This window comes from Chryseobacterium oranimense, from assembly GCF_900129755.1.
GTDB lineage: Bacteria > Bacteroidota > Bacteroidia > Flavobacteriales > Weeksellaceae > Chryseobacterium > Chryseobacterium oranimense.
The window spans coordinates 258,360-273,652 of the sequence record NZ_FQWT01000002.1 but is presented as its reverse complement, the minus strand read 5'-3'; the positions used below and the strand labels follow the sequence as shown (position 1 = coordinate 273,652).

Genomic DNA, 15,293 nt, shown 5'->3' with positions numbered 1-15,293 from the left:
AAAGAAATGAAAAAATATATTTTAAAATATGGAATGTTAGCAGTTTTATCGACTGCAGCATTAACTTCTTGTAGCGATGATTTCATCGAAACTGAGTTTTATCAGCAAGTTCAGCAAGGCCCTTTGAATACGATTGAAGAATTAGATTCTTTTGTAAAAGGACAATATGTTTCAATGAGAAATGCATCTTATTATGGATGTGATTTCTTAATGATTGGAGAAGTAAGAAGTAATAATATGTATTCTGATTTTGCTAATGGTGCAGGCTATTACCAAACAGTAGCATCATATTCAATGACAGCTGGTGATCAGTATTCTTCAGGCCCATACATGAATATGTATCAGGTGATTTCAAAGGCTAACATTGTAATTAACAATGTGCCTTCAGGTCAGCTGACATGGAAATCATCTCAGGATCCGGCAGTTATTCAGGCAAGAGCTAATTATTTGAAAGGTCAGTCTTACGCTGCCAGAGCTTTAGCTTTATTTGATCTTCTAAGATTATTTGGCCAAGAATATGCAGGAGGAACTACTGGAGTGGTTGTTCCTACGGTTTATAATCCTGATGCTAAGCAAGCTCGTTCTACAGTAGCTGAAACCAGAGCTCAAATCGAATCGGATTTTGATAAAGCACTTTCTTTAATGGGAACTCCAACAGCATCTGTGCATACGAACAGAACAGAAATTAACCAGTTCACTGTTAAAGCATTAATGTCTAAATATTACCTTTATAAAGGAGATTTTGCAAAAGTGAGAACCTTAGTGGCGGAGATTGTGGCTTCAAACAGATATTCTGTTATTCCAGCAGCAGATTTTTCAAGTAGCTTCTCAAAAGCAAATTCTGCAGGTAACTCAATTTTTGAAATTGCAGTAGGTTCAACTAACGATTTAGGAACTACATCTATTGCTAATAAATTAAACGTTGCTCCTGCAGGATATGGAAACATGAAAGTATTACCTGCTCTAAGAACTTCATATGCAGCAGATGATGTAAGAGGATCTGTTATTACAGCAGCAAATGTTCTTAATGGTAAATACGTAAATAGCTTTGATAATATTCACCTTATCAGATATGAGGAAATATTATTAAACGGAGCTGAAGCTGAGCTTAATGGTGGATCTGCTACCGTAGCCTTGGGATATTATAACTTAATACAGGCTAAACGTGGTAAAGCTACAGGTGCATTACCAGCAGCAACAGCAGTAACATTGAATGATATTTACGTTGAAAGACAAAAAGAACTTGTTGGTGAAGGATTTGGTTATTGGGATCTATTAAGAAGAAACCAACCTATTATTCAAAGAAGTGCAAATGGTACAGCAGGTACTATTAGAAATGTAGGGAATCAATTATTAACTTTCCCTATTCCTAGAGCTGAAATCAACGTTCCTGGAACATTAGTAACACCTAACCCAGGGTTTGGTAATTAATATAAAGAAAAGCCGCTCCTAGAGCGGCTTTTTAAATTTAAAGATCAATATTAATATGAAAAAAATTACTTTTATTATCACAATACTTGTAGGACAAAGTCTTTTTTCCCAAAACACCGATATCCTAAATGTTGTTACAACACCAGACGGTTTCTATAGTAAGCCAGGAAGAGTACATAAAGAGGATCGTAAAATCGATGGATCTCCATATATAAATGGAGACAAGTTCGAAAAAGTTACTATAAAAGATTATAGCAAAAATGTTCAGGATCTCCGTTATAATGCTTATCAGGATGAAATGGAATTCAAGATGGGGGAAGAGTTATATAATGCCAATAAAACAGAAGGTCTTAAAATTCATTTCCCAGCTCTTAAAAAAACGTATGAATCTCTTACATATTCTTATGAGGGGAAGACAAAAACAGGATATCTGGTAATATTAGTAGATAATCCTAAATTCTCTTTATATAAAAGAGAAAAAATGGAGCTTATGGGAGGGACGAAAAGTAATAATGGTTTTACTAAAGACGCTAATGACTACTATGAAAAAGATAAGGATCTTTATCTAATAGCTAAAGACAAAAAGTTTTTCAAATTCCCTAAAAACTCAGCAGATGCTGCTGCAATTTTTTCAGTAGACAAGAAAGATCTGGATAATTTTGTGAAATCGAATAAAATCAATTTCAACAAAGAATCGGATATGATAAAACTGGTAGAATTCATAAACAAGTAAATACCATATATTGACCCCTGCGAAATGCAGGGGTTTTTGTTTCCTTTTATTTCTTATTTTTGCTGTACCAAAATCAACAATGAACCTTTGGGTTCCATGTGATTTTTGAACAATATAAATGAACACATGAAGTATATCCTTATTATAATCATCTTCTTTGGATACGTTGCGAAGGCGCAGGTCGTTAATAAAACAGATATTAAGCAACCCCAAAAAGAAGAAGATACCCTTGTTATAGATACTGGAAAAAAAGATTCTTTGAAGATTTTTAAGCCTACCATTAATGATTATCAGTATCAGACCCAGTTTTCTGAAAAGAAGATTTTTGATACGGTGATGACTTTTGATAAAACTCATATCTTTTCACAATATAATAATACGGATAACTTCGGTAGAGCCCAGGTTGCCAATATAGGAGCAGGGTTCAATCCTCTGGTTTATGAAGTTAATCCTGAGCAGAACCTTTCTCTGCTTCCTTCCAATAAATCATACATGATCATCGGTGCTGATGATGTAAAATATTACGATGTAAAAACCCCAACAGCCGCTTTCATTTACCATACGGCGATGAAGAATGGGGCTGCATTAAAATCTACCTATACCCAGAATATCGGGAAAAGATTCAACTTTGCATTGGAGTATATGGGACTTCGTTCTCAGGGATTTTACAGAAACTCATTAGCTTCCAATAACAATACTTTATTTTCAGGACATTATGTGTCCAAAAGTGGAAATTATGAGTTGTTTGCCCACTATCTCCACCAGAATGTAAACAATCAGGAAAGTGGAGGAATTACGGAGGATGATCTCTTTCAGAGTGGTGACAGCAACTACAGTAACAGACAGAATGCTCAGGTGAATCTGGCTTCATCAAGCTCACAGTTTTCGTACAGGAGGTATTATTTGAGTCATCAATTTACCCCGTTTAATTCGGAAAAATTTCCTTTTAGCATACGGCATACCTTATCTCATCAGGGGAACAAATATTTTTACAATCAGGGAGCAGTAGAAACGTATTGGTATGATGATGCCGCTACCGAACTCATCAGTGGCTTTCCCCTTACGACCAAAAAATATTCTGATAACTTCAGCAATACGGTAAGCCTTGTTTTTAATAATGAAAAATTCAAGCTTGATGGTGGAGTACGTTATCAGATGTTGAAATTTGGCGTTAGAGATCTTATGACAATAAATGGAGTGACTCTTCCTACTGAACTTAAAGAAAACAGAATAGGTGCAGTAGGAAATCTTCAGGTGAAACTTTGGGATAAATTTCAGCTGAAATCCTTTTTGGAATTTTCCAACGGAAGCCAGTTCGGGAGCTATCTCAGAACAACCAATAACATAAAGTTTGAGCCGGTAAAAGATTATTTTGTGAATGCAAAAGTAAATTTCCAGAGTGCTTATCCATCATTTAATTATCTTCTGAATACTTCGGTGTACAGTAAATACAACTATTACCTTGAAAATGCCAAAAACCAGACGGTAACAGAAATTGGAGGAAGTGTTAATCTTAAATGGTTTAAAACCGAAATTTTCGCCAACTATTTCAGAATAGATAATTATACCTATTTCAATGCTGACGGAGCTCCGCAACAGAGCAGCAGCTCGCTGAATATTTCTCAGATCGGAGGTGATGCCACTTTCAGTTTCGGAAAATTCCATCTGAATACAAGAGTTCATTTCCAGAATGCACTGACCAATAAAGAACTTCTACCAATGCCAGGCTTTATTGGGAGAGCCAATTTCTTCTTCCAGAGTCAGGCATTCAAAAAAGCAGCAGAAATCCAGGCAGGATTGAAAATGTATTACTTCTCAAAATTTGCCTCAAGAGATTACTTCCCAATCCTAAACGAATATATTCTGCCTAATGCAGACTCATTTTCTATCGGAGGACAGCCTATCGCAGATCTTTATATCAATATGAAGGTTAAAAAAATGTTCTTCTATGTAGAGGGGCAGCAGATAGGAACCGTTCTTTCCAACAATAAAGCATACGCATTTCCACATTATCCGGTTTACGACTTCAGGTTGAATATTGGTATTGTGTGGTATTTGTTCAACTAAAAGCAAAACAGGTTGAAAACAATAAATAAAATATCATTCAACGATATAGAAAGCATTCCTCAGCTGGTAAAAGATTTTCTGAATCAAAAAATTGAGGGCTTTGAAAACAATACCTTTTCTTTAGATCACTTTAAAGATCAGATCCATCTTAAGCAGAACTCTTTTACACGGGATCAGAGAAATATTCTTTTTGATGCACTGGAAAAACAGCTCTCAGAACTTGTTCTTTCATCAAAACAGAAAGAAAATCTGAAAAACCTGAAGCAGCCCAACACATTCACTATTACCACCGGGCATCAGCTGAATCTTTTTTCAGGACCTGTTTTTTTTGTCTACAAAATTTTGCAGACCATTAAAACATGTGCTTACCTGAAAGAGAACTTCCCGGATTTTAATTTTGTGCCCCTGTACTGGATGGCTTCGGAAGACCATGATTTTGCCGAAATCAATCATTTCAAAACAGAGCATAATTATTATGAGATCAATGAGAAATCTGGCGGACCGGTAGGTAAAATCACCATCAGCGATACCTTTTTTATTTCAGAATTTGAAAAAGAATTCAAAGATTCCGTGTTCGGAACAGAATTGATCCTGATGATGAAAGAAGCGTATAAAACAGGAAATACTCTTACGCAGGCAATTAAAATATTAGTAAACAGGCTTTTCTCCGAATTTGGATTACTGATCATAGACGGAGATTCCAGAGAGCTTAAACATCAGGTTAAAGAGATTTTTAAAGATGAACTGCTGAATTTCAGTTTACAGAAGAACTCAAAAGAGAAAGTAGATTTTCTGACTGAGAAATATGGAAAGGTACAGGTTAATCCACGGGATATCAATCTTTTTTATCTTTCCGGAACAAGAGACAGAATCGATTTTGACGGTGAAAAATATACCGTAGTAGATACTGATACCAAATTTACAAAAGAAAAAATCCTTCAGGAACTCGAAAACCATCCTGAAAAGTTCAGTCCGAATGCGTTAATGCGGCCGGTTTATCAGGAAAAAGTACTTCCTAACCTGGCTTATATTGGAGGTAATGCTGAAATCATGTATTGGCTGGAGCTTAAAGACTACTTTAAAGCGGTCAATATCCCTTTCCCTGTTTTGATCCCAAGAAATTCAATGCTTTTCATCAAAGAAAAAACAGTTGAGAAAATTGAAAAATTGGACCTGAATATCCAGGATTTCTTTGGGAACTTTACGGCAATTACCAATCAGAAAATTTTACAGGATAGCAGCGTATTGTCATTGCTTGAAGAAAAAGAACTTCTTTTGGAGGAAAACTTCTCCGAGCTGAAAGCAATTGCTGAAACCACAGAGCGTTCCTTCGGAAATATGGTGAAGGCAGAAGAAGTAAGACAGCTGAAATCATTTAAAAGAATGAAAAAACGTCTGCTTCATGCAGAAAAAATAAAACAGGGCGAGCTGCTTGAAAGACTCGAAAAACTGTTTTTAGATGTCCACCCTTCAAAAACATGGCAGGAGAGAGTCTATAACTTTAGCGTATTCTTTTCAGACTATGGCTATACATGGCTTGAAAATTGTTGGGAAGAAATGGTGGTTCAAGAATCCAAATTAATAATTGTTGCCATTTAATTTTAAAGAAGTATTTTTGTAAATTATAATTATCGAGTATGATAAAGAGGTTTTTTATTTTGTCCAGTTTATGTATGGTTTTGGGGGTATCTGCCCAGAACTCTCACACCGTTGTAAAAGGAGATAATCCCTATAATATTGCAAAAAAATACGGAATTACTGTAGATGAATTGTTAAAGCTAAATCCTAAATATAAAGACGGTAAGCTGGCGATAGGCGACGTTGTTACGGTGAGAGCTGAGAAACATACAGCTCCTGCTTCTAAACCTGCTGTTGCTGAAAAAGTAAAATCCGGTTCAGTAGGTCAGGTTGGAAAAATTATCCTTCAGCCTAAGCAGACCATTTACGGAATTACCAAACAATACCGCATCTCTGAAACCGATTTAAGAAAGCTGAACCCTGAACTCGATTCTCATATGAAAATAGGAGACGAGATCGCTTTACCTCTTGAAAGCATTAAAAAATATGGCGGAGAACAACAGGTTGCTCCTGCTGCTGTAGTTACCAAATCTGCAGAAACCCATACGGAAACATCCGCAGCAGTGACAACATCTGCAGAAGGAGAAGCTTATGTGATCCAGTCAAAAGATAATTATTACAGAATAACAAAACAGTTTGGAATCAGCCAGCAGGAACTTTTTGCCCTGAATCCTGGGTTAGAAGAAAAAGGTCTTAAGCCGGGTGAAACCATCAGAGTAAAAAAATCAAATACGGATGCAGCTGTGGTTTCCGAACCTGCAAATCCGAAAACTAAAATAGATTCAGGAAGTGAAAAAGCTTCCACGGCAACAGTAACTTCTATTGTTGATGATTATGTTACTTACACCGTTCAGCAGGGAGATACTGTGTTCTCCATTGTTAATAAGTTCGGAGTTTCAATTGATGAGCTGATCGCTTTGAATCCTGAACTTTCCAAAGGACTGAAAACAGGGATGGTCTTAAAGATCAAAAAACAGGATCCTGCTTATGTTAAGAAAAACGGAGATGCATTGAGCGTTGTTTTAATGCTGCCTTTTGGGTACAGCACCAACGAAACTCAGTATAGATCTATGGCACTGGATTTCCTTACCGGAGCTAAACTGGCCATTGAAAGAAATGCCAGTGGCGGACAGAAACTTGACATTAAAATTGTAGATTCAGGAAACGAAGCCTCATTTAAAAATTCAATGACCCAGATCAATCCTGAGAATACGGACCTGATTATTGGTCCATTCTTCAAATCCAATGTGATTGACGTCCTTGATTTTACAAGAAACCAGAAAATACCGGTTGTAGCACCATTTGCCAACTCACCGGAACTATACAACTACAGTAACCTGATCATTGTTGAAACCAATGACCAGACCTACGCAGATAAAATTGTTGAAGAAGTAAAAGCTGTTTATTCAGATCAGAAAATATATGTAGTAGCAGACAGTAAAAAAGAAATTGCCAACTATATTAAAGGCGGTTTGGAAAAAGCAGTTAAAAATCCAAATATCATTATTGTCAACTCTCCTTCAGAAATCCAGCTGGATAAGAACATGATGACCGGGCAGTCTGCTCCTGTTATTGCAATTCTGGCCAGTGACAACGATGCCGCCGGAGAAGCTTTTGCCAACAAAACCATTGCTCTTTCTAAAGAAGTACAGGGAATGAAAGCCTTCAGTATGTATTATTCTCCGGTTTTCGAGAAGAAAGTGGACGAACTGAGCCAGGCAAGCCTTGTTTACCTGATGGACAGAAAAATTAATGCAGAAGGTAGTTTTGAGAAAGAAATTCTGGCTGCCTATAAAAGTAAATACTGTAAAACACCTCCAAAATATGCCATCGTAGGGTTTGATGTCGTGAATGACATGCTGACGAGGGAAAATAAAAAAGGAGAGATCTTTAAACAGATGAATAAAGTTCAGACTCAGCTTGCTACCAAGTTTGAATTTGTAAAATCCAAAGCAAACGGAGCTTATGTAAACACAGGATACCGTGTGATCAGACTAGTTCCTTAACCGATTTATGCCTTTTTAAAGGAATATTTTTAACATTATCTTTATATTTGCATAATATTTAATTCAATACATGAAAGCACTTGTATTTCCTGGGCAGGGTTCTCAGTTCGTAGGAATGGGAAAAGAATTGTACGATTCTAGAAAAGACATTAAGGACTTAATGGAATCTGCCAATGAAATTTTAGGTTTCGATATTCTTTCCCTGATGTTCAATGGGACAGATGAAGATCTTAAAAAAACAGAGGTTACCCAGCCTTCAATCTTTATACATTCAGTTGCTGCTTTAAAAGCAGTAAACGGTCTTGGAGCCGAAATGGTTGCAGGACATTCTTTAGGCGAATTTTCAGCCTTAGTAGCCAATGGAGTATTGTCCTTTGACGACGGTTTGAAACTGGTATTCGAAAGAGCAAAAGCCATGCAGGAAGCATGTGATGCCAATCCAAGTTCCATGGCTGCAATTTTAGGTCTTGAAGATGCTAAAGTTGAAGAAATCTGTGCACAGATCAGTGGAATTGTAGTGCCTGCCAATTACAACTGCCCCGGGCAATTGGTAATTTCAGGAGAAACACCTGCCGTAGAAGAAGCATGCATAAAGCTTAAAGAAGCAGGAGCAAAAAGAGCTTTATTACTTCCTGTAAACGGAGCTTTCCATTCTCCATTGATGCAGCCGGCACAAGAAAGACTGGCCGCAGCTATTGAAAAAACAAAATTTAGAAAAGCAACTATTCCGGTTTACCAGAATATTACCACTACAGCAGTAATTAATCCTGAGGAGATCAAGCAAAACCTGATCGCTCAGCTTACAGGTCCTGTAAAATGGACGCAGTCTGTTCAGAATATGATCAAAGACGGCGCTTCTAACTTTGTAGAAGTAGGTCCTGGAAAAACACTTCAGGGACTGATCAAGAAAATTGATCCTTCTGTAGACGTTGCCTCTGCAATATAATTAATACGATGAGCGGAATATTTTCACCGGGAAAGCTTATGCTTACTTCAGAATATTTCGCAATAGACGGAGCTCTTGTCCTGGCGGTACCCACTAAGCTTGGACAAGAGTTTTTTTTTGATGAAAAAGACGATCAAAAATCATTGATCTTTTGGGAAGCCCATCATCAGAACAAATTATGGCTGAGAGCTGTCATTGATTATAAAAACTGGCAGATCCTCGAAACCAACCTTCCTTCAAGCGCTGAATTTATTCTGAAGACCTTAAAAAACGTTCAGCAGCTTTCTGAAACCAGATTCAAGAGCAATTTTACCTATCATCTGAAAACCAATCTCCAGTTTCCTGCAGATTACGGACTGGGGAGCAGCTCCACTTTAATGACCAATCTTGCAGAGTGGGCGGGTATTGATCCTTTCTACCTTAACAGCATCAGCCTGGGAGGAAGCGGTTATGATATTGCAGTGGCCAAAGAGAAATCTGCCGTTCTTTTTCAAAGTAAACCAATGATTACTTATGAAAAGGTAGATTTCAATCCTCCATTCAAAAATGAACTGATTTTTATTCATTTAAATCAGAAGCAGGATAGCAGAGAAGGCATCAGTTTTTACAAGTCCAAATCGAAGTCCCAGATTCTGGTTGATGAATTTTCGGATATCACAAGAAAAGTTTTATTATGCAATGAATTGGAAAATTTTTCTGAACTGATGATGATTCATGAGCAAAAAATTTCAAAATTCCTTGAAATTCCCACAGTTAGGGAAAGGTTTTTCGCAGACTGTCCTGTTTTCGTTAAAAGTTTGGGAGCCTGGGGGGGAGATTTTGTAATGAGTGCCAAATTTCACGGCTATAAGGACTATTTTTGGGGAAAAGGTTTCAATACTGTTTTTGAATGGTCTGATATAATTAATTTATAATCAGTAATTTACAATCCTGTTTTTTTATTTGTCATTCTGACTTATATCATTATATTTAAACCACCTTTAACAAATAATTAATATTAATTTTGTTGAACCCAATAAAGAAATAGAAAATATAAGTAAAATGAAACACGCTAAAATCATCCAGGATTTAGAAAAATTAGGGATTAAAGGAAATTATGAAGTCATCTATAACCCATCTTATGAAGAGTTATATCAGGCTGAAATAGCTCCTGAAAATCAAGGCTTTGAGAAAGCTGAACTTACGGAATCCGGTGCAGTATCAGTAAAAACCGGAGTTTTCACAGGTCGTTCACCTAAAGACAGATATATAGTTCAGGATGATGTTACGAGAGACACAATTTTCTGGGATGGGAAAGTAAACCTTCCTACAACAGCGGAAAATTTTGATTCTTGTAAAGGATTAGTGCTGAACCAGCTTTCCGAAGCTAAGAAAATTTATGTAGTTGATGCTTTTTGTGGTACCAATACAGACACCAGGCTAAAAGTAAGGTTCATTGTTGAAGTAGCGTGGCAGGCGCATTTCGTTACCAATATGTTTATCCGCCCGTCTCATTACGAATTGGAAAACTTTGGCGAGCCGGATTTCACAGTAATCAACGGTTCCAAAACAACAAACCCGAACTGGGAAGCCCAGGGCTTGAATTCTGAAAACTTCATCATGTTCAACCTTACTGAAAAATTACAGATCATTGGAGGTACCTGGTATGGTGGCGAAATGAAGAAAGGAATGTTTGCCATGATGAACTACTATCTTCCTTTAAAAGGGATGGCTTCTATGCACTGTTCTGCCAATGTAGGTGAAGATGGTGACGTAGCTCTTTTCTTCGGTCTTTCGGGAACTGGAAAAACAACTTTATCTGCAGATCCTAAAAGATTCCTGATTGGTGACGATGAGCACGGTTGGGATAATAATGGTGTATTTAACTATGAAGGAGGATGTTATGCTAAGGTTATTGATCTTTCAGAAGAAAAAGAACCTGATATTTTCAGAGCGATCAAAAGAGATGCGCTTCTTGAAAACGTAGTGGTGAACAACGGAGTTGCTGACTATAAAGACGGATCTATCACGGAAAATACAAGAGTATCTTACCCGATTTATCATATTAATAAAATTGTTCTTCCTTCTAAGGCGGGGCATGCTAAAAAAATCGTTTATCTTTCTGCTGATGCATTTGGAGTATTGCCTCCGGTTTCTATTTTGGATGAAAACCAGGCACAGTATCACTTCCTTTGTGGGTACACTTCAAAGCTGGCGGGTACAGAAAGAGGAATCACTGAGCCGGAACCATCTTTCTCTCCTGCTTTCGGAGAAGCTTTCCTTACCCTTCACCCAACCATGTATTCTAAAACATTGATCGGGAAAATGAAAGAGCACGGAGCTAAAGCTTATCTTGTCAATACAGGATGGAACGGAACTGGAAAAAGAATTTCTCTTAAAGATACAAGAGCCATCATTGATGCAATCATAGACGGTTCTATTGAAAATGCTCCTAAAACTCAGGTTCCGATTATGAACCTTGAAATTCCTACACAGCTTCCGAATGTTTCCGAAGGTATCCTGGATCCTAGAGAAACATACAGCAGTGCTGCAGAATGGGAAGAAAAAGCAAGAGATCTTGCTGCAAGATATATCAAGAACTTTGAACAGTATTGCAATACTGAAGAAGGGAAGAAGCTGATTGCTTCAGGACCGCAGCTTCAGCAGCAGACTACTTAATATAAAAAAGCCTCATGAAAATGAGGCTTTTTTTATATTGTTATCAGAAATGTCATGCTGAGCGGAGTCGAAGCATTTTCTCTAAAAACATTGCAATTCTGATTATTATTTAAAGCTTAAAATTGCCAGTCTGTATCCATCCATCCCAAAACCGGATAATACCGCATCTGTATTGGCTGCCGTTACAGATTTCTGACGGAATTCTTCCCTTTTGTAAATATTACTGATATGAACTTCTATTTTCGGTTTTCTGATATTTTTCAGGCAATCCGAGATAGCATACGAATAATGAGTATATGCTCCGGGGTTAATGACCAAAGCATCAAAATCATCTTCCTGTAACCTGTTGATTATCTCTCCTTCAATATTAGACTGATAATATTTTAATTCATGAGAAGAAAATTCAGACTTTAATTTCTCAAAATATTCTTCCATGGAAACAGTTCCGTAGATTTCAGGTTCACGGGTTCCCAGTAAATTGAGGTTAGGGCCGTTGATAATTAAAACTTTCATGTTATAAATTTAAATAGTTTAGTTCGATTATAGAACTTTTTTTTATACTAATTATCAATTTTGCTTCATTGCATTATATGTAATGATATTTATCATGTTTAAATATTTCGTAATTCTGTAAGCCTTTGAAATTCTAAGTTTTGAATAAAATTTAAGTTAATTTTTGAAAATATTTCATAATAAATTTTAAAGTCTACTTGTTTTGTAGACTAATTGTTTTTAGATTTGCAAACATATTTCGATCGGCTTATAAAGAAAGATGGAGGGAACTGACCCTGCGAAATCTTAACAACCTGCCCAGTGCAAGGTGTTACATTCAGCCTATAAAGGAAAAATAAGCACTTGGTTTATCGTATTGAGCGATGCCCTTTGCTGATTTTTCTGCAAAGGGCAAATTTTTAATATATGATAAATAAAATTGATTATGATTAGTAAAAATTTAATTAATTCTAAAATTTGGATTCCACCTGTGGCTGTATTTTTCTTAGGAATAATGAGCGTACAGGGACAGACCCAAACTAAAAAAGATACTGTTAAGGAAAAGGAAATTGATGAGGTAGTGGTTATTGCTTATGGTAAGGCTAAAAGAACAAGCTACACCGGTTCAGTAGCTACTATATCCAGTGATAAAATCAATAACAGACCGGTGACCAATATTACAAAAGCGCTGGAAGGGCAGGTTCCGGGAATTCAGGCAGTAAGTGCCTCCGGACAGCCGGGTTCTACCGCTTCTGTACGAATAAGAGGAATTGGCTCCATAAGTGCTTCCAGTGATCCATTATACGTGGTAGACGGAATTCCTTTTGACGGAAATATCAATTCCATCAGCCCCAATGACATTGAATCGATCAGTGTTTTGAAAGATGCAACCGCAAGCTCATTATATGGTTCAAGAGGAGCTAACGGAATCATTATCATTACAACAAAATCCGGTAAGAAAGGAGAATCCAGAATCAATTTTAATATCAGCCAGGGATTTTCCGGCAGAGCGGTAAAAGATTATAAGCAGGTAAGCACGGATCAATATTTCCAGTTATATTGGGAAGCATTGAGAAACGGTTATAAATCGGGGCAGATCTCCTCACAGCAGGCAGCACAGATGGCGAGTGATAATCTCACAACTGCTTTGGGGATCAATCCTTACGGAGCCGGTTTTCCCAACCCTGTAGGAACAGACGGAAAACTTGTTCCCGGAGCAAAAGCTTTGTGGAATGATGACTGGAGAAATATTCTTCAGAGAACAGCTTCCAGAAGCCAGGTAGATTTTGATATCAGCGGAGGCAGCGAGAAAAGCAATTACTTCTTTTCATTAGGATATCTTGATGATAAAGGAATCGCTATAGAATCTGGATTTCAAAAATTTTCCACCAGGTTAAAAATCAATTCTGAAGTAAAGAAATGGCTGAATGCAGGTGCCAATTTAAGCTACACCAACAGTATCCAGAATGCGCCGCCTTCTTCAGACTCGAGAACTGACAATATCATCAATGCAGCAAGGGTTATTCCGTCTTTCTATCCATATTATGAAAGAAATGCAGATGGAAGTTATGTGCTGGATGCAGAAGGAAACCGCGTTTACGATTTCGGAAAATACAGGCCTACCAGCGCATTGCAGAACCAGAATGCTGCAGCGACATTACCTTTGGACAAGAACGAAAATAAAGAGGACAATTTCTCAGGAAAAGGGTTTTTAGAGTTTACTTTCCTTCCGGAACTGAAGTTTAAAACCAGCTTTTCCGTTGATTTGGTGAATTATAACGGTCATTACTATTCCAATCCGCTTCTCGGGGAAGGAAGTGAAATTGGCGGTTCTGTAACGAAATCAAACAGCAGGACACTTTCCTATACAACCAGTAATATTCTGACTTTCGACAAAAAGTTCGGGAAACATCACCTGAATGTTCTGGGAGGGCAGGAGTTCTACAAATATGATTATCAGACGATATCAGGCTCCAGAAGCCAGTTTTCTCTTCCTTATTATTATGAACCAGATGCAGCTGCTTTATTGGGGAGCTTTAGTGGTAACAGCGACAAATTCTCTTTGTTGAGTTTCCTGGGAAGAGCAGAATATAATTTTAATAATACTTACTTTTTATCAGTATCCGGAAGGGCAGATGGTTCTTCAAGATTCTTTGCTGATAACAGATGGGGGAAATTCTGGTCAGTAGGAGCTTCATGGAAAGTTTCAAATGAAGACTTTATCAAAAATTTAAACATCTTCAACCAGTTGACACTTCGCGCCAGTTATGGTGGTCAGGGTAATGATAAGCTCCGAAGACCTAACGGATCTTCTCTTTACTATGCTTACCAGGAATTGTATAAATTTTATAATAACCTTGGAGAGCCGGGAACAGTCCTGGAAAAAGTGCAAACCAATGATGTGAAATGGGAAACCAATCTTAATTTAAACGTAGGTCTTGAATTTGCCATCCTTAATAACAGGGTGAAAGGGAATATAGAATATTTTAAACGTAAGAGCCAGGATCTTTTGTTTAATATGCCGGTTGCCCCATCTCTGGGAATCAGTGATTTTCCTTTTAATGTAGGAACAATACAGAACACCGGTTTTGAATTTTCACTCTTCACAACACCGGTTAAAAATGATAATTTCCAATGGAATGTGGATGTCAATCTGAGTACTCTGACCAATAAAATAACAAAGCTGCCTAAAGGATCCGTCATCACAGGAACAAAACGTCTTGAAGTAGGCGGTTCTATTTATGATTTCTTTATTCCTGAATGGATGGGAGTAGATCCTTCCAACGGAAAACCTCTCTGGAGATACATTTACCAGGATGCGAATGGAAATACAGTGGACGGAACCACTTCCGAGTATGCCAAAGCAACCAAAACGGTACAGGGGTCCGCACTGCCTAAAGTAATGGGAGGGGTTACCACAAGTATTGCTTATAAAAACTTTGATCTTTCAGGATTGCTGACCTTCAGTATCGGTGGGAAAATCCTTGATACGGATTATACATCATTAATGTCGAACGGAAGCGCCGGCGGACGTGCATGGAGTGCCGAAATGCTGAACAGATGGACTCCGGAAAACCCCAATACCGATGTTCCTGCGTTAAGTACAACAACGAATAACTGGACTTCCACCTCTTCAAGGTTTTTATATTCAGGAACTTATGCCAGACTTAAAAATGTGAGCCTGGGCTATACTCTTCCTTCTGATTATTTTGAAAAGTTAGGACTGAAAAAATTCAGAATTTATGTTCAGGCAGAAAATCTCCTGACTTTCTACAAACATAAAGGAATGGACCCGGAACAGGCACTGGATGGAACAACCTATTACAGATATCCTGCCATGAGAACGATAACTTTCGGTCTTCAGGCAACTCTTTAACCCATT

Annotated in this window: 10 protein-coding genes and 1 riboswitch; of the genes, 9 read left to right on the top strand and 1 reads right to left on the bottom strand. The window is 37.5% G+C overall.

Going from position 1 to position 15,293, the window contains the following annotated elements; translation table 11 throughout:
* Positions 1-6 precede the first annotated feature (6 nt).
* The 8 genes from BUB03_RS07795 (at position 7) to pckA (ending at position 11,419) form a co-directional block, all read left to right on the top strand.
* Complete coding sequence (locus BUB03_RS07795; protein ID WP_040993465.1) at positions 7-1,431, top strand: RagB/SusD family nutrient uptake outer membrane protein; 1,425 nt, start codon at positions 7-9, stop codon at positions 1,429-1,431.
* A gap of 55 nt (positions 1,432-1,486) precedes the next feature.
* On the top strand, positions 1,487-2,164 hold the full coding sequence (locus BUB03_RS07790) for a hypothetical protein (RefSeq protein ID WP_052352556.1): 678 nt from the start codon (positions 1,487-1,489) through the stop codon (positions 2,162-2,164).
* A 126-nt stretch (positions 2,165-2,290) separates the two neighbouring features.
* Positions 2,291-4,231 carry a putative porin gene (locus tag BUB03_RS07785; RefSeq protein ID WP_073061718.1) on the top strand — a complete coding sequence of 647 codons (1,941 nt, stop codon included), beginning with the start codon at positions 2,291-2,293 and terminating at the stop codon, positions 4,229-4,231.
* 12 nt (positions 4,232-4,243) lie between these two features.
* Positions 4,244-5,830, top strand: a complete 1,587-nt coding sequence (gene bshC, locus BUB03_RS07780; RefSeq protein ID WP_073061715.1) for a bacillithiol biosynthesis cysteine-adding enzyme BshC — start codon at positions 4,244-4,246, stop codon at positions 5,828-5,830.
* Between the two features lie 38 nt (positions 5,831-5,868).
* The gene (locus tag BUB03_RS07775) at positions 5,869-7,815 is read left to right on the top strand and encodes an amino acid ABC transporter substrate-binding protein (RefSeq protein WP_073061712.1); all 1,947 of its coding nucleotides are present in this window, start codon (positions 5,869-5,871) and stop codon (positions 7,813-7,815) included.
* 70 nt (positions 7,816-7,885) lie between these two features.
* Positions 7,886-8,761 carry an ACP S-malonyltransferase gene (gene fabD / locus BUB03_RS07770; RefSeq protein WP_040993469.1) on the top strand — a complete coding sequence of 292 codons (876 nt, stop codon included), beginning with the start codon at positions 7,886-7,888 and terminating at the stop codon, positions 8,759-8,761.
* 8 nt (positions 8,762-8,769) lie between these two features.
* Entirely contained in the window at positions 8,770-9,675 is a 906-nt protein-coding gene (locus BUB03_RS07765; protein ID WP_073061709.1) for a GYDIA family GHMP kinase, read from the top strand.
* Between the two features lie 127 nt (positions 9,676-9,802).
* Entirely contained in the window at positions 9,803-11,419 is a 1,617-nt protein-coding gene (gene pckA / locus BUB03_RS07760) for a phosphoenolpyruvate carboxykinase (ATP) (RefSeq protein ID WP_073061706.1), read from the top strand.
* 105 nt (positions 11,420-11,524) lie between these two features.
* Here pckA and BUB03_RS07755 read toward each other — a convergent pair whose 3' ends face one another.
* On the bottom strand, positions 11,525-11,932 hold the full coding sequence (locus tag BUB03_RS07755) for a type II 3-dehydroquinate dehydratase (RefSeq protein WP_073061703.1): 408 nt from the start codon (positions 11,930-11,932) through the stop codon (positions 11,525-11,527).
* Positions 11,933-12,176: 244 nt separating this feature from the next.
* A riboswitch (SAM riboswitch) is annotated at positions 12,177-12,273 on the top strand.
* Between the two features lie 152 nt (positions 12,274-12,425).
* Here BUB03_RS07755 and BUB03_RS07750 point away from each other — a divergent pair.
* A complete protein-coding gene (locus BUB03_RS07750) occupies positions 12,426-15,287 on the top strand; it encodes a SusC/RagA family TonB-linked outer membrane protein (protein WP_228417802.1) in 2,862 nt (953 codons plus the stop codon).
* Positions 15,288-15,293 lie beyond the last annotated feature (6 nt).